The organism is Deinococcus sp. Arct2-2 (assembly GCF_004801315.1).
GTDB lineage: Bacteria > Deinococcota > Deinococci > Deinococcales > Deinococcaceae > Deinococcus.
Window position 1 is genome coordinate 1 of sequence record NZ_SSNW01000045.1, and the last position, 15,832, is coordinate 15,832.

Consider the following 15,832-nt stretch of genomic DNA (forward strand, 5'->3'; position numbering starts at 1 on the left):
CACCCTTGAGGGGGGAGGTTGGGAGGGGGTGAGTGAGCGCCAGCGATTGCCCTTCCTCAAACCCTTAGACCAATCCCCACCAGCCTCAGCCCCTCAAGTCAAAAACAACCGGTACGCCGCGTTCTGAGTCGCGTCCTCTGCCGGATAGCCTAACCCCTCCAAGAACGTAGCGAAGGCGTCCATTTCTGCGTTTGGCACCTGTATTCCGGCCAAGACCCGGCCATGTGCGCTGCCGTGATTGCGGTAATGAAACAGGCTGATATTCCAGCCCGCGTGCAGGTGGGTCAGGAATTCCAGCAGTGCGCCGGGGCGTTCGGGGAAAGTGAAGGAATAGACGCGCTCGTCGGTGGCTTCGGGGGCGCGGCCTCCCACCATGTGGCGCACATGCACTTTGGCGAGTTCGTCTTCGGTCAGATCGGTCACGGGGTAGCCCAGATCGGTCAGCTGGCGCACCAGCGCGGGCCGCTGCCCAGCCTGTGCCAGTTGCACGCCCACAAAAATTTGGGCGTCGGTGCGGGGGGCATAGCGGTAATTGAATTCGGTGATGGCCCGCCCGCCGATCACTTCGATGAACTGCCGGAATGCGCCGGGGCGTTCGGGGATGGTCACGGCCAAGATCGCTTCGCGCTGCTCGCCAATTTCGGCGCGTTCGGCCACATGGCGCAGGCGGTCAAAGTTCACGTTTGCGCCGCAGGTCAGGGCCACCAGCGTCTCTTTTTGCAGCCCGTGTTCGGCGGCGTACTTTTTCAGGCCCGCTACGGCCAAGGCTCCGGCAGGTTCCATCACGGCGCGGGTGTCGTCGAACACGTCTTTTATGGCGGCGCAGACTTCGTCGGTGTTTACGCGCACCCAGTCGTCCACGTAGCGCCGCGTCAGGTCGAAGGTGTACGCGCCCACCTGCTTGACCGCCACGCCGTCCACAAAAATGCCCACCGTGTCCAGCCGCACGCGCTCGCCTGCCTGAAGACTCTGATACATGGCGTCGCTGTCGTCGGGTTCCACGCCCACGATGCGGATGTCGGGCCGCAGCGCCTTCAGCACGCCGGAAACTCCAGCGATCAGGCCGCCGCCGCCCACCGGAACGAACACCGTGAAGCCGTGCGGCGCGTCCAGTTGCCGCAGCAGTTCCAGCGCCACCGTGCCCTGTCCGGCCAAGACCAAAGGATCGTCGTAAGGATGCACGAAGGTCAGCCCCGAACCCTGCTGAAGGCCGTAGGCATGGGCTTCCGCGTCGCTGAAACTGTCGCCGTGCAGCACTACTTCGGCCCCGCGTTGCCTGCACGCCTGCACCTTGATGTCGGGCGTGGTGGCGGGCATCACGATGACGGCGCGGATGCCGAGTTCCTGCGCCGCAAAGGCCACACCCTGCGCGTGGTTGCCCGCCGAGGCGCAGATCACGCCGCGTGCCGCTTCCGCCGCCGTCAGTTGGCTCATCTTGTTGTACGCGCCGCGAATCTTGAAGGAAAAGATGGGCTGCTGGTCTTCCCGCTTCAGCAAGACGCGGTTGCCCGTGCGCCTGCTCAGGCCCGGAGCCTCACTGAGCGCCGTTTCGATGGCCGCGCCGTACACCTTGCTGGTCAGCGCGAGTCGCAGCACATCCATCGCGTCGAGGGTTCCGGGTTTGAATTCGTTGGCCTGCATCATGTCTGTTCTCCTAAGGTGCATAACTCAATCGTCTGAACATAAAAAAATCCCCACCAGATCGGCGGGGAAGGGCATCACGGCAGTTCAGAGCCGGAAGCGTCGCTCCCCGAATCTCTGAATAATTCGCCCATAAAGGCTGGCCGTAGTCATGCGCTCAGCATAGGCGTCGGGCGAAGGGTGGCGCGGGGGGAGGGTAGACAAGGGGGGAGGTACGGAGCGCCGCCCTCAAATCACGTTCAGCCGTTTTTCCTCTTCATATACGCGCTCCAGCACGAATTCTTTAAGCAGCGTTTGATAGCTCGTGCCTTTCAGTTGGGCCAGATGGCGCAGGCGGCGCTCTAGCTCTGTGCCGAGGCGCAAGCTGGTTGGGTTGGATTTGGCCGAACTGCTGCGGGGGCGCTTGGGGAGTGCGTCCATCAGTGCCGCCGTGTCAGCGCTTCGTGCCGCCGCATCAAAGAGGCCGTCGCCCGCTTCGTGGGTGGCCCAAAACAGCGCCTCCTCCGCTTCCGTGGAAAAGGTTGGAATCTCGTCTCCACTGTTGATGGTCTTCAGGTCATTGGGTTGCTCAGACATATTCACCTCACTGTGGGCAGGCACTTACCGCTGACGGTAGCGTCTTTTTTCTGTCTGGGTGGCGTCGCGGGCAGTAATGACACGGATGGAACCGGCCCGAACAATGAACACGACGAACAAATAGCGGCCATCTTCAGTTTGTCCGACGACTGCGCCGCGAGGGTCGCCGCTTGGCCCCCGGTGCGCGTGTGCGGGCGTGGCGTCTGGGTCGCTGAGTGCTTCTTCAGCTTCCGCTGCATCAACATCATGCTGGCCAATGTGCTCTTCGTTGGCCTCATCCCAGTCGAACTCCACAGCTTAGACTGTAGCACAATCGTAGCTACAACTACTCTTTCACCCTCGCCGCCAAGCGCCATCCACTCAGCAGCGCCGCTTCTACCCTCGGGCCGTGTGGATCGGGCGTCAGCCAATCGCCGCACCAGCCGATATTTAATGCCTCATCCCAGTGGCAGGGTTCGGGTACTCGGGCGGTGGGGGTGGCGTAGCGCCAGCGGTGGGCAAAGGCGTGGAAGTGAGGTAACGATTGGCCCAGTATTTTTTGATCTAGCACTTCAGCGGCAGCGTCCAACAAGTCCGGCAACACCTCATCGGGGCGGCGTTCCAAGTTGGTGCGTGACCACTCGGCCCCGGCGTGCAGCATCAGCGCGGGCGGGTGGCCGGAGGCGCGTTTGGTGTGTTCGCGGGCAATCCAGTCCAGCGCCGGGTGCCCGGTCAGTTTCAGTGCAGGCCAAGTGTGGTCTATCAAATCGCGTTCAAGCACCACGCCCACCGCCCAGCACGGATCGAAGCGCACGCGGCCCACTGCTTCGGCAGCGTCGCCAATCTCGTGGTCTTCCAACAAGGCGGCCACTTGCGGGGCAGGCAAATTGAGGATCAGGCGGGGCGTTTCCCAGCTTGCGCCGTCGCGGGTATGCACGCGCCAACCCTTCCCCCGGCGTTCCAGACTGGTCACTTCGGTATTGGTTTGTACGTCCAGCCCGCGTGCGAGGGCGCGGCCCATGGCGCTAAAGCCCTCGGCGGGCGCGTAACGGGGATGGCCGTCTGCGGGCGTGTGAATCTCGCCGCCCTGCCACTCGCTGACCGTGCGCGTCCATTCGCTCAGCCAGCCTTCGCGGATGCCTGCTTCTGCGAAGGCTTTGGTGCGGTCATGACGGGCCGTAAAAAAGCGTGCGCCGTGATCTAGGCGTGCTTCACGGCCATCATCTAATTGAATGCGGCGGGTGGCGGCGCGGCCTGAAACACCCTTGGATTTGTCCAGCACTTTCACGCGCAGGCCCGCACCTAGGGCGTCCCGCGCACACACCAGCCCCGCGAGGCCCGCGCCGATGATCAGCAAGTCAGGGGCCGGATTGTGTGCGGTCAAAGCAGCGCCCGGTGATCGGCCAACATGCAGCGGTCTTGAATCACGTCTATGCCGTGTGCGGCGAGTTCCTGCGCGGTGGCGTCGTCGCGGATGCCCAGTTGTAGCCACACCACTTTAGGCAGCGGGTTCATCGCCAGAATATCGGCCAGATGGTCATGCACCTTGTCGCTGCGCCGGAAAACTTCCACCACATCTACAGGCGTGGCAATTTCGGCCAGCGTGAATACGGCCTTTTGCCCAAAAAAGCTCTCGCCCCGCGCCGCCAGCGACGGATTTACTGGAATGACGCTGTAGCCCTGACGGTGCATGTATTCGGGCACGTAATGAGCGGGCTTCATGGTGTCGCGGTGAAACCCGATGACGGCAATGGTCTTGTGTTCGGTCAGCACGCGAATCACGTCAGCGGGGGTGGTCAGTAGGGTCATTGTTCTCCTCGTACCGTCAGGGCGGCGTAGGCCTGTGCAGCGGCGTCCAGCGTGGCGTTCAGGTGCGCGTCGGTGTGGGCGGCACTCACAAAAATGCTCTCGAATTGCGACGGTGCCCAGTAAATCCCGCGTGCCAGCATGCCCTGAAACCAGCCTGCGAAGGCGGCGGTGTCGCTGCGGGCGGCGTCGGTGTACGTGCGGATACTGCCGTGCGGGGCGCTGCTGTGAAAGGCCGTGAGCATGGAGCCGATCTGGTTCACGCTGATGGGCACGCCTGCCGCTGTCGCCCCAGCTTTCAGGCCTTCCGCCAACTGCGCCGTGTAGGTATTTAGGCGCTCGTACACGCCGGGATCGGCTTCCAGTGCGCCCAGCATCGCCAACCCTGCTGCCATCGCCAGTGGGTTGCCGCTCAGGGTTCCGGCCTGATACACCAGGCCTTGCGGAGACACGAAGTTCATCACCTCCGCCCGCCCGCCGTATGCGCCCACTGGCAGCCCGCCGCCGATGATTTTGCCCCAGCAGGTCAGGTCGGGCCGCAGCCTCAGCAGCCCGGTGGCCCCGCGCAGGCTTAGGCGGAATCCGGTCATGACCTCATCGGCAATGAGCAGCACACCCGCCGTCTGAACGCGGTGCAGGGCGTCCAAAAATTCGGGGGTGGGAATCAGCACGCCAGCGTTGCCTACCACCGGCTCGAAAATCACTGCGGCGATCTCGTGCCCGCGTGCCGTCATCAGGGCGTCCAGCGCGGCGGGGTCGTTGTATTCGCTGACCAACGTGAGAGCCGCGTACTCTTCCGGCACCCCCGCGCTGCTGGGGGCGGCTTGGCCTAAGCCTTGGCGGTTCAGTTGGCCGCCGTCTGCAACCGCGTCTGTCATCAGGCCGCTGCCTGCTTCTACTAGCAGTCCATCGGCGTGCCCGTGATAGTTGCCGCGAAACTTCAGAATGTACTTGCGCCCCGTAAAACCCCGTGCCAGACGCAGGGCGCTCATGGTGGCTTCTGTGCCGCTGTTCACAAAACGCACGCGATCAACACCTGTAATGCGCGTCACCGCCTCGCCCAGCAACACTTCCCGCTCACCCGGAGCGCCGAAGCTGGTGCCGCCCGCCAACGCCTCTATCACGGCTTCGCGCACGGCGGGCAGGTTGTGGCCCAAGATCATCGGCCCCCACGAACCGATATGGTCGATGTAGTCGTTGCCGTCTGCATCGGTGAGAATGGCTCCGTTGGCCCGCGCGATAAAACGTGGTGTGCCGCCCACGCTGCGGAAGGCCCGCACCGGACTGTTCACGCCGCCCGGAGTGACCGCCTGCGCCCGCGCAAATAGGGCTTCGGACTGCGTTGTCTTGGCCGCTTGAGAAGAAGGAGTGGAGAGAATCTCAGGATTCGCCGTCATACGGCACACCTTACCGAACCCTGATGAGACGTGCGGCGAGCAGACAGACAGTCTGAATGGGGGGTGAACTGGGGTGAGATCGGGGGCGGTTTGGTGCGCGGGCCTCTAGTTTTTCTTCTTCATGCTCAGCGAATCGCAGATGGCAATCGCTTCGTACACCAGTTGCAGCGTGTTGGTGCTGGCCTCGCAGAAAATAAAGCGCCCCGGCATCCCCTTGGCGGCCACCGTCATGCCCACGTGGTAGCGGTCAGAAAAGCTGGAATTGCCCACTGTATCCAGAATCGCCACTTGCCGCGCCGGGGTTTTCACACTCTGCAGAACTTTGCGCGGCGCAGATACGTCATAGGTCACCAGTGTGGTTGCCGCCCGAAACTTCATGCTGATCTTGCGTCCGCTGTCTTCCAGATTCCCAAAAAAATTGTCGGCCTTGTACGTGGCCGGAGCCTTGCCCGAAATGGTGTATTCCTCGCTGCCCGAGGCGTTTTCTATGTCCAGTGAAAAGGGTTTGAGGGCAGCGGCGGCAAAGGCTGTGCCGATCAGGAGGGTAGTCAGGGGTAGGGCGGCGCGGCGAATGGGCAACACGAAGCTAGGCAACACAGGGGCAGGCAACATAGAGACTCCTTGAGCGGGCAAAGGGCTGGAATATGCTGGGGCGCTGAAATTGTGAGGGAGAAGAACGGCTTCAGCATAAGCCTCAGCGGTCTGGAATGGGTCAGCCACACGAAAGAACTGGACGGCTGAAATCTTCTCCAGTCCGTCCAGCCCGTGATTGAACCGAGTTTTGTTTGTAGACTTACAACCCCAGCAATCCCACCGCCGCTGTCGTCAGGAGTTCGGTCTTGAAGGGATTGACCAACGCCTGTGCCTGCGGGTCTGCGGTCTGCACGGTGGTGTTCAGATCGGGCAAGCGGCCCTGTTGCAGCGCGGCGGCGGCCTGTGCAAAATCCACGCTCGGTACGCCGAGGGCGCGGTTCACGTCGTTCCGCACGGCGGCGTAGCGTTCGGCGCTCATGCCTTCGCGGGCCAATGCTGCGTTCTGTGCGGTGCGGGCCGCGCCTACGCTGCCGCCCACTTCACGCAAGATATTCACGACTTGCAAAATGTTGGGTGTCGCGCCGTTCTGCACGTCTGTCCACACGGTTTGCAGGCCCGTAAAGCTGCTGCCCAGTGCGCCCCGCACGTCGCGCCGGATTCGCACGAACTTTTGCACGTCGGCTTTGGTCAGCGGGGTGGCTGTGTTCACCGTCGTCGCGGTGCCGGATGAGGGCGGCGGCGTAATCGTCGTCCCAGAAGTGCCCGTTCCAGTTTGCGTTTGCGCGGGTGCGCCTTGCCAACTCGCCAAAAAGCTGCGTGCGGGCTGAATGACCAAAAACCACGCCGCCGCTCCTAGCAGGGCTAGCACCAACAGCGTGCCGCCGCCACAGCCCAAGCAGCCACATCCTATGCCTTTTCGTCTCATGCCCTCTAAGTACGGGCCGAACATGAGGAAGGTTCCCGACTGGACTGCATTGCTGGACTGGGTTGCTGCCGTGCGCTACACTCTGCGAACCATCACAACCTAGATGTGCGGGTTTTACTGCACTCTTGCGGAGGTTCCTTATGATCCGTTCTGTCTTCTTGACTGCCCGCTCCCTATCTATGACTTCCGGGTCTAGGCGCTCCGGCACTGCCCTGCTGCTCTCGGCCCTCACGCTGTCGGCCTGTACTCAAACTCCAGTTGTCGCGCCTGCCCCCGAAACCCGCACCCAAAACACCCGCACCTTTACCGCTGTGGTGCCCACCCTGACCGCGACTCCCGGTGCGGCGCTGTATCAGGGCAAATACGCCGGAATTCGGGGCGAGGCCAGCTACGCCATCGAAGTTCCGGCCAACTGGAACGGCCAACTCGTGATGTACGCGCACGGCTACGCGGGTACGGGCGCAGAGTTGCGGGTGCAGGCTCCGTCACTGCGGCCCTTTTTGCTGTCTCAGGGCTACGCGTGGGCGGCCAGCAGCTACAGCGCCAACTATTACGACGTGCAGGCGGGCGTCGAAGACACCAATGCCCTTGCCAACGCCTTTGTCAGCCTGACTGCTGGCAAGCACGCCGCGCCCAGCAAAACGCTGATCATGGGCGTCAGCATGGGCGGGCATGTGGCCGGAGCCGCCGTAGAAAAGGAAACGCAGGCCAGCGCCAAAAACAAGACCACCTACGCCGCGTCGCTGCCCCTCTGCGGCGTCATGGACGAAGAATACGAGTTTCAGTGGCTTGGCGATTACACGCTGGCGGCAGCGCAACTCGCGGGCTTTGGCCCCCGCACCTTTCCCCAAACCGACTACCAGACCTTGCTGCCCGACATCAAAGCGGCCCTGTTTAGCAGCATCGAAGGCGCACAGTGGCAAGAAAACAGCGTGCAAGGTGCAAAACTGCGCGAAATCGCCCGCAACCTGACCGGCGGAGACCGCCCCGTGTTTGAACTCGGATTCCACAGCGCCACTTGGCAAAGCGCCGTGTTGGGCACTGGCGGCGCAGACGGCACCGTGACCGGAATCTTGCCCCGCAACCTGTACGACAACACAAATGTGTCTTACCGCTGGACGGCGGGCGCGACTCCCACAGCCGCCGAAACCGCCTTCAATGCCAGCATTCTGCGTGTGAAGGGCGACACCGATCCCAACCCGGCCCGCGCCGACGCGGTGCGCTGGTTGCCCCGCATCAACGGAGAATTCAGCGTGCCTGTGCTGACGGTGCATACGCTCGGGGATTTTTACGTGCCCTTTGCCCACCAGCAAAAATACCGGGCTGCGGCGCTGGCTGCCGGAAACGGAGACCGACTGGTGCAGCGGGCCGTTCGCGCTGCCGGACACTGCGAATTCAATGCCGCCGAACTCGTGGAGGCCTTCACCGATCTGGTGACGTGGGAGAAAACGGGCGTGAAACCTGCGGGCGACGACGTGACCACGCCAAATGTCGTGGCTGATCCCAATTACGGTTGTAAGTACACACGGGCCACCCGTGCAGGCGTGGCGGCGTGTGCGGTGAATTGAGGGCAGAGTAGACGTGAATTTGATGCCTGCATGGTTCAGCAACGTCTACCGGTTGCCAAGCAGGCTGGCAAGAATTTAGCGTTGACGATGGCGTGTGAACCCCCCAGTCTGCTTCGCAGCTAGCCCCCCTCAAGGGGAGCGAAAAAGCGCCCTTGTCCTCCCCTCTAAGGGGGGCGTTGCAAGTCTAAGGGGGGGCGTTGCGCCAGCAACGGGGGGGTTCGCCTTCCAAGCTGAGTAAAAATCAGTAATTCAGCTTTTGATCTTGCGCCGTCTCAAACATCAGAATGGCCCCGCCGAATTGAAGGGCGGGGTCATCTTTTTTGCAGTTCATGGCCCATAGCCCTCACCTCAATCCCCCACCATTTCTGCCCCGCCTACCAACACCGTCACCAGCGCCCAGCCGTCTTCCAGCGTGGCGGTCACAGTCTCTCCAGTGGTTTCGTTGCTGACCGTCCACCCGCTGCCCAGCGGCACATCGGCGCGGCTGAGGGGCCAGCGCACCCCGCTCAGGCTCAGGCCGCGTAAATCGGAGAAGGCCAGCACGCTGAGGGTCAACTCTGCTTCCAACTCCAGCGCAACCGGAGAGGCGGGCAGTAGCGGCCAGCCCCATTCGTCGCCGCTGGTAAGAGTCACGGGCCAGCCTTCACGCGCCCGCCGAATGCCGCCCAGCATCAGGGCCGCCGTATGGTCAAAGCGCCCGCCGAATGCGCCGACAAACACCAGCGCCGTCGCGCCGCGTTTTAGGGCCATCCGCACCGCCAACTCTGCATCGGTTTCGTCTTTGGCCGCCGGGTGAACCTCGCGTGGGGCGCTCACCTGTACGCCCTCGGAACTGTCGAAATCGCCCACCCACACGTCTACCGTTACGCCCAGCGCCGCCGCGTGCCGTGCGCCTCCATCGGCGGCCACCACCAGCGCGGGCCGGGGCAACGCTGCCAGCATGGGCGTCGGCGTCAGGCGGCCTCCCACCAGAATCCAAGCGATCATGGCCGCACTTCTAGCACAGCTTCCCGGTCATCTGGCACGGTCTGAATCTGCCCCTCATCCACCCGCACCCGCACCCGTCCGTCCACAATCTGTAAGCTTTCGCGGGCGCTGAGGCTCAGCGTGAGGGGGCCGCGTGGGTGCGCTAGCGTCACGGTTTCGCCGGAATCGTTCGGCTGGCGGGCCATGACTAAATAAGGCTCACCTTCGCCCACAGTTACGGCCTGTTCGGGCACCAGCAGACACACGCCGCCCGGTTGCGGCCAGAGGTTCGTATGGCCCAAAAAGGCCGCTACCCATGCCGTCGCCGGATGCTCGAATACGTGCTGCGCCGCGCCCTGCTGCACAATCTGGCCCGCCCGCATCACCGCCACGCGCCCTGCCAATGCCAACGCCTCGCGCTGATCGTGCGTGACCAGCAGCACGCCCGCGCCCACCCGCGCAAACAACGCCCGCAAGTCGCTGCGCAACTCGGCCCGCAGGCGTTCATCGAGGTTGCTGAGGGGTTCGTCCAGCAGCAATAGGGGAGAGGCAGTGGCGAGGGCGCGGGCCAGTGCCACCCGCTGCGCCTGCCCGCCGCTGAGTTCGGTCACGCGGCGGCCCCCCAATTCGGCCAGATTCACGAGCGCCAACGCTTCCCGCGCCTGTGCCCAAGCTTGGGGCCGGGGCAGGCCGCGCACGCGGGGGCCGTAAGCCACATTGTCCAGCACGCTCAAATGGGGAAACAAGGCGTAGTCCTGAAACACCAACCCGATGTGCCGCGCTTCGGGGGGCAGGGCCGTCACGTCCCGCCCGCCGACTTGTACCATGCCGGAATCAGGCACTTCCAGCCCCGCGATCATCCGCAGCACCGTGCTTTTGCCGCAGCCACTCGGCCCCAGCAGCGCCACCGTTTCGCCCGCCCCCACGCTCAGCGATACGTTTTGGGCGGCCTGCACACCGCCCTGTATCCCTTGTGGGCCGCCATACCGTTTGCTGAGGTTTTGGGCGTTCAGAGCGGAATTCTTCACCGCGTCAGCCTCAGCAGTTGCGCGTCTATCCAGACGGCCAGCGGGCGCAGCCACCGTTCGGTTTCTTCGGCCACTTGCGGGTCGGCTCCGTCTATCAGCAGCGCGTACCCAACGGTTCGGCCATCTTTCAGGGTCGCCGCGCCGCTCATGGTCAGCATTCGCCAGCCGCTGCCCGATTTCACGCCCCAGAATGCAGGTTTAAAAGTCGGAGTTTTGGCCTTGCAACAACTCTCTTTGTCCGACAGCCAGCCGCGAAACAGGGCGCGGGAGGCGGGGTTCAGGGTGGCTCCCGGCAACACCTGAGCTTGCAAGCGGGCAAAAGCGCGGGCGGTCGAGGTGTTCTGAACGCCCAATTCCATGTCGGGGGTGTAACTTGGCCCCTTAAAATACACGTCCAGCGCGGCTTCTACCTGTGGCCCGGTCAAGCGTTGCGCTCCCATGACCGCCAGCCGCGCCAAGTCCAGCCGGGTACTGAAGGGTAGGGCGGCATACGTGGGCGCGTCCTGCACCGCGTTCGGCAACACGTCTGGCAACAGGCCCGATTGCAACGCCCACATCGCCTTGGTGGTGTGCAGCACGCTGGTACATGGGCTGCGGTCATGCACCTCCCGCGCCACCCGGCTCACGCCAGCGGTCAGATGAAGCAGGTCGCTGGCGGTGTTGTCGCTGGGAACGAGGGCGCGTTTGGCGAGCGTGGCAATGCTGTTTTCGCCCGCCGGATAGGACTCGATAGACCGCCGCCCCGGTGTGGTTTCCAGCAAGGTGTTCAGCTTCAATTTTCCGGCGTCTATGTCGCGCAGCACGGCTTCCACCACCAACGGTTTGAAGGTACTCGCCAGCGGGTGCAGGGCGTCCACGTCGCCTAAGGCCATCTCCCGCAGGGGTTGCCCGTCTGGGCCGAACACAATGGCCGAAAACGCCACCCGCCCCGACACTCCCACCGGAAGCGCCGAAGTAGGCGCAAGCTGCACGGGCGCGCCGTTTGCCGCCGGTTCTACACAGGTCAGCGGCGTCAGCTCGGGGGGATCGGGCCAAACGATGGCCGCCGCAGCCGAGGAAGCAGCCGGAGAAGAAGCTAGAGCGCAGGCCAGTAGGAATGGGACGGTGGGGCGCACGTTGCCTATTGTGCCTGTCTGGGTGGGGGAAAAGTCTAAGGGTCTAAGCAGGGCAATCGCTGCGCTCACTTTCCCTCTCCCACAAGGGGCGAGGGCAACGACTTGAAGTTGAGCTTTTGGTCTTTTCTTAGACCCTCAGACCCTAGACCCTTAGACCCCTTTCCACGTCCCACGCCACCTTCCCTCACGTCACTTCCCCTTCCCCGCCGTCCAGCAGCGTAAAAGCCAGCACCGCCAGCAGGAGCAGCAGCGTTGCCAGCGCACAGGCTTCAGTCAGGTTGCGCTCTCCGGGGCGGCCCAAGCGGTCATACAGACCCGTGCTGAGGGTGGCCCACTCCGGGCGGGTCAACACCAACGTGGCCCCGAACTCACCCAATACAGTAGCGAGGGCCAAGGCCGCGCCGCCGCGTAGGGCCGGAAGCGTGAGCGGAAATGTGACTGTGCGCCACACTGTCCAGCCGCCTGCACCGAGTGTCCGGGCAGCTTCAAGCGTGCGCGGCGGCAAGGCACGGAGCGCCGGAAGCAAACTACGCGTCACCAGCGGCATCCCCAGCAACGTATAGGCCCCTATCAGCATGGGCAAGGTGGCCGACAGCGCCGGATACGCCAGCAGGTAGCCCACCGCCAGACTGACCGGAGACACCATCAGCGGCAGCAGCGAGAGGCCGTCCAGCACACGGGAAACTGGCCCCCGCGCTCGCCAAGCAGCAAAGGCGTGTAGGCCGCCGAGTGTGACCGCGCCGATCAGGGCCAACACGCCGAAGCGAAGGGTATTCCCTACCAGAGTCCAAGTCTCAGGATTGCTGAGAACGGCCTGCCACGCGCTGAAACTGAGGCCACTAGAGGTCAGCACGCTGCGGGCTACCACAGCCAGCAGAGGCCCAAAGCAGACCAGTGATACGCCGCCCATCAGCACCCAAATCAGCGCCCGTGAGCCGCCGCGTGCAGAGGGCAGCCCCCGCCCAGCCGCCACGCCCGCGCCCCCGCGTGTCAGGGCCACATACGCCCACGTCGCCGCGCCCGTCAGCAGCAGTTGGCCCACGATCAGGGCCGAGGCTTCCGGCAGGCGCAGTTGGTAAGCGGTCAGGGTGTAGATCTCGACTTCCAGCGTGCTGTACTGCTCGCCGCCCAGCGTAAGTGGCAGGCCGAAGCTGAGGGCCGAATACAAGAACACCAAGATGAATCCGGCGGCCAGTCCGGGTAGGGCCAAGGGCAGCGCCACCGTCCAAGCCGCCTTCCACCCCGACGCCCCCAGCGAACGCGCCGCGCCGATAAAATGAGGCGGCACCCGTGAAAATCCCGCGTGCGCCAGCCGAATCATCACGGGCAGATTGAAAAAGAGGTTGCCCAGCAGTAGCAGGCCGGGGCCGTCGCTCAGGTCAATCCCGGTGAGTCGGGTCAGCCAACCCTGCGGCCCCAAGAGTGCGGTGAGGCCCAGTACGGCCACCAGCGTGGGCGTCACGAACGGCAGCAGCAGGAAACGCAGAAAGGCCGCCCGCCCCGGCACGTCCCAGCGGGACAGCAGGTAGGCCAGCGGCCCGCCCACCGCCAGCGCCACCGCCGCCGTGCCCAGCGCCTGCCCCAGCGTCCAGCCGAGGCGTCCCAAAAAATACGGATCGCGCCACACGCCCAAATTCACCCCGCCCTCGGCCAGCGTGCGCCCCAGCGGAAGCGCCAGCAGCAGAGCCATGAAGGTGAGGGGCAGGAGGGCCAGCAGGAAGGTCTTGAACCGCGCCACTCAGCGCCGCAAAACGTTCGTCACCCAGCCGTCGACCAGCCGTTGCGAATTGGCGAGCAACGCGGGTTTGATGGGCGCGGGCTTAGGCTGCTCGGCGAACTTGAACACCGGATTCAGCGCCGTGCCTGCCACCGCCGGGTAAATCCACATCCGGGTGGGAATATCGTCCTGCACGCCCCCCGACAGCATGAAGTCTGCGAATTTGCGGGCCAGTGCGGGCTGCTTGGCTCCCTTCAGCACGCCCACGCCTTCCAGTTGCAAGAAGGTGCTTCCGGGCAAAAATAGATTTCCGGTAGGCGACTGTTGGGGCAATTTGGCCGGATTGAATCCCTCGGCATAAAACACCTCGGCGGCGGGACTGCTGGCATAGCTGAGGACAATGGGAAACTTACCCCCGTTACGCGTAAATTCCTTGTAGTACGCATCTGACCAACCCCGCGTGACTTTCATGCCGCCAGCGCGGGCGGTGCGCCACCAGTTCCACGCGCCCGCCTCGCCGTACTGGTTCACGCTCGCCAGCAGGAAGGCCAAACCGGGGCTAGAAGTCGCGGGAGACGGCACTACGGTCAATTTGGCATAGGTTGGATTCTTCAAGTCGTCCAACGTTTTGGGGAGAGTCAGCCCCGCTTTCTGGAACCAAGCCCGATCATAGTTGAAGGCCACGAAGCCGTAATCCACCGTATTCAGCAAGGTTGTGCCGTTGGCCTCCTCCATGCGGTAGGCGGCGGGTACGGCTTTCAGTGCGGGCGAGCGGTAGGCGTCCAGCACCCCGGCGGTGCGGGCACGCGGCAACAGGCTGTTATCTAGCCCGTACACCACATCGGCCAGCGGCGCACGGCGGGTCAGGATCAGGCGGTTCAGCAGTTCGCCCGCATCGCCCGCTTTCACAAAGCGCACGCGGGCCGCATTGGCTTTCTCAAAGGCCGCCACCAACGCTTTGTCTACCTCGAAACTGTCGTGAGAGATGACGGTGAGAGTCGTTTGGGCCGCTGCTGTGCTGCCCAACAGGAGTCCTACAATGATCATTGCTCGCTTAATTCGCATAAAAAAGCCCCTTCGCGTCAGGAAGGGGGGCGTTTCCCTGACGATGCAGGGCACACGGAACGGGGCCGCACTGGGTAAGTAGCACTGGGCAAGCGTTCCGCGCATCACGCTCCCTCCGCCGGAATGACCCGGATCAGGTTCCTGGGGTATGTCTCAGCCCTCCAATGAAGGGCACCCCCGGTGACGACAGGAGAGAGTGTAGCGCAGATGTTGGCTAAGGAAAGCGGTTATAGATACTCTGTCTGAGATTATATCGATAACTAGGGAAATGTTGTGTCAGACAAGTCAAAAGAAGTACCGCTTCAGGCTGCAAATAATTCTCTGTCCACATTGTGTCATTTGCTTTGCTGAACCACATTGAGATAATGCCCCGTTGATGCCTTTATAACTGAAGATACAAACCATCTATTGTCTTGGGTCTGAATTCTAATGATGTGATTAAAATAATCAGGCTTCGGGTCAAAAATTATTTCGGTACGAGGAGTATAGGTATAATCTATAGTGTCTTTGCCTAAAATACTTGGACTATTGCAGGAAAAAATATCTGGCAGTTCAGAATTCATGCCAAAAAATCCTGTTATAGCTCTTCTGCACGCGCCTAGATATATCATGCTCCTATTGTCTAATGCTATGATTGAATTTTTTGAAAAGCTATCAGATAAATAGAACTGCGCCTCAACCTGCTTCAAAGGCCAATATGCAGCTATGGCAACCCATCTTGTATTATCAATTGCAACGTTGACCGTGTAAGACAGATTCTTAAAGTCCGAGAAAATGATTTGGCTGGTGTAATCAGTATCTGATCTTGTGGAGTTGAGAGAAATTTGAGAACGTTTAGTAACTTTTGGGAAGCCCTTATATCCATAACTAAGTTTCATAAGAGCGTAAGCACAGGTTGCCGCCCTTACTTGGGCTTGTTCCAAGGTTGAAGCTGCTGATCCTGAACCACTACACAGAACTCCAGACAGCAGAAAGTAAAAAAACGGCTTCATTCCTAGTATAATACTCTCGTTCAGGACGGAATTTTTGCCCCCCCAGCCCCCATCATGTCCCCATGACCCTTCCCGCTCCCTTCAACCTCGTGGTTTGGCTGATTGTGCAAGATACTCAGGGCCGCGTGCTGCTCGGACGGCGCGACGGCACCGGCTACGGCGCGGGGCTGTGGGGCTTGCCGGGTGGCCGAGTCGAACGTGGCGAAGCCTTGGCCGACGCCGCCGCCCGCGAAATCTGGGAAGAAATGGGCCTGCGGGTAGACGCGGCGACTGTGAGGTTTTTGGGGGTCAGTCGCTATGACGTGGGCGGCGTGCAGGGCACAGATTTTCTGTATCTAGCAGGCGAATGGAGCGGCGAACCTCTGCCTTTGGAGCAGACCTCGGAAGTGGGTTGGTTCGCCCCGACTGCCCTGCCCGCTGACAGTTTGCCTTGGTTGGCGGGCGTGCTGACCGCGCATTTGCTCAATGGTGGTGTGCTGAGCGAGCAACTCGACAGCCTTGAAGGTGTGCAGCCGCGCTGAAT

At 62.4% G+C, this 15,832-nt stretch carries 16 protein-coding genes and 1 riboswitch; of the genes, 2 read left to right on the forward strand and 14 right to left on the reverse strand.

Translation table 11 applies throughout. From position 1 onward, the window contains the following. Window positions 1-93: 93 nt before the first annotated feature. The 8 genes from ilvA to E7T06_RS16425 all read right to left on the reverse strand — a co-directional run bounded on the left by ilvA (window position 94) and on the right by E7T06_RS16425 (window position 6,858). Window positions 94-1,644: a threonine ammonia-lyase, biosynthetic gene (gene ilvA / locus E7T06_RS16390; RefSeq protein ID WP_136366848.1), complete on the reverse strand. Its 1,551-nt coding sequence runs from the start codon at window positions 1,642-1,644 to the stop codon at window positions 94-96. Window positions 1,645-1,869: 225 nt separating this feature from the next. Continuing rightward, window positions 1,870-2,217 (reverse strand): hypothetical protein, encoded by a 348-nt coding sequence (locus E7T06_RS16395; RefSeq protein ID WP_168733596.1) that lies wholly within the window; start codon window positions 2,215-2,217, stop codon window positions 1,870-1,872. A gap of 24 nt (window positions 2,218-2,241) precedes the next feature. Continuing rightward, complete coding sequence (locus E7T06_RS16400) at window positions 2,242-2,511, reverse strand: BrnT family toxin (protein WP_136366849.1); 270 nt, start codon at window positions 2,509-2,511, stop codon at window positions 2,242-2,244. A gap of 31 nt (window positions 2,512-2,542) precedes the next feature. Continuing rightward, window positions 2,543-3,580 (reverse strand): FAD-dependent oxidoreductase, encoded by a 1,038-nt coding sequence (locus E7T06_RS16405; RefSeq protein WP_136366850.1) that lies wholly within the window; start codon window positions 3,578-3,580, stop codon window positions 2,543-2,545. Further along, on the reverse strand, window positions 3,577-4,005 hold the full coding sequence (locus E7T06_RS16410; RefSeq protein WP_136366851.1) for a CoA-binding protein: 429 nt from the start codon (window positions 4,003-4,005) through the stop codon (window positions 3,577-3,579). The genes E7T06_RS16405 and E7T06_RS16410 overlap by 4 nt, the downstream gene beginning before the upstream one ends. Continuing rightward, the gene (hemL, locus tag E7T06_RS16415; RefSeq protein WP_136366852.1) at window positions 4,002-5,399 is read right to left on the reverse strand and encodes a glutamate-1-semialdehyde 2,1-aminomutase; all 1,398 of its coding nucleotides are present in this window, start codon (window positions 5,397-5,399) and stop codon (window positions 4,002-4,004) included. The genes E7T06_RS16410 and hemL overlap by 4 nt, the downstream gene beginning before the upstream one ends. Window positions 5,400-5,504: 105 nt before the next feature. Then, window positions 5,505-6,011 (reverse strand): hypothetical protein, encoded by a 507-nt coding sequence (locus tag E7T06_RS16420; protein ID WP_136366853.1) that lies wholly within the window; start codon window positions 6,009-6,011, stop codon window positions 5,505-5,507. A gap of 181 nt (window positions 6,012-6,192) precedes the next feature. Beyond that, window positions 6,193-6,858, reverse strand: a complete 666-nt coding sequence (locus tag E7T06_RS16425) for a hypothetical protein (protein WP_240741118.1) — start codon at window positions 6,856-6,858, stop codon at window positions 6,193-6,195. Between the two features lie 140 nt (window positions 6,859-6,998). Here E7T06_RS16425 and E7T06_RS16430 point away from each other — a divergent pair, with 140 nt between their 5' ends. Beyond that, a complete protein-coding gene (locus E7T06_RS16430; RefSeq protein WP_136366855.1) occupies window positions 6,999-8,426 on the forward strand; it encodes an alpha/beta hydrolase in 1,428 nt (475 codons plus the stop codon). A gap of 348 nt (window positions 8,427-8,774) precedes the next feature. Here E7T06_RS16430 and E7T06_RS16435 read toward each other — a convergent pair whose 3' ends face one another. The 6 genes from E7T06_RS16435 to E7T06_RS16460 form a co-directional block, all read right to left on the reverse strand. Next, on the reverse strand, window positions 8,775-9,413 hold the full coding sequence (locus E7T06_RS16435; protein ID WP_136366856.1) for a thiamine diphosphokinase: 639 nt from the start codon (window positions 9,411-9,413) through the stop codon (window positions 8,775-8,777). Continuing rightward, a complete protein-coding gene (locus E7T06_RS16440; RefSeq protein WP_240741121.1) occupies window positions 9,410-10,360 on the reverse strand; it encodes an ABC transporter ATP-binding protein in 951 nt (316 codons plus the stop codon). The genes E7T06_RS16435 and E7T06_RS16440 overlap by 4 nt, the downstream gene beginning before the upstream one ends. A 56-nt stretch (window positions 10,361-10,416) precedes the next feature. Then, window positions 10,417-11,535, reverse strand: coding sequence for a serine hydrolase (locus E7T06_RS16445; protein WP_240741119.1), 1,119 nt, complete (start codon window positions 11,533-11,535; stop codon window positions 10,417-10,419). Window positions 11,536-11,719: 184 nt separating this feature from the next. Next, entirely contained in the window at window positions 11,720-13,225 is a 1,506-nt protein-coding gene (locus E7T06_RS16450) for an iron ABC transporter permease (protein WP_136366883.1), read from the reverse strand. Between the two features lie 48 nt (window positions 13,226-13,273). Continuing rightward, complete coding sequence (locus tag E7T06_RS16455) at window positions 13,274-14,317, reverse strand: thiamine ABC transporter substrate-binding protein (RefSeq protein WP_136366857.1); 1,044 nt, start codon at window positions 14,315-14,317, stop codon at window positions 13,274-13,276. A 92-nt stretch (window positions 14,318-14,409) separates the two neighbouring features. Continuing rightward, window positions 14,410-14,506: riboswitch (TPP riboswitch) on the reverse strand. Window positions 14,507-14,652: 146 nt separating this feature from the next. Continuing rightward, window positions 14,653-15,309, reverse strand: a complete 657-nt coding sequence (locus tag E7T06_RS16460) for a hypothetical protein (RefSeq protein WP_136366858.1) — start codon at window positions 15,307-15,309, stop codon at window positions 14,653-14,655. Window positions 15,310-15,371: 62 nt separating this feature from the next. On the opposite strand from E7T06_RS16460, the gene E7T06_RS16465 reads away from it, so the two are divergent. After that, entirely contained in the window at window positions 15,372-15,830 is a 459-nt protein-coding gene (locus tag E7T06_RS16465; RefSeq protein WP_136366859.1) for an NUDIX domain-containing protein, read from the forward strand. Window positions 15,831-15,832: the final 2 nt, after the last annotated feature.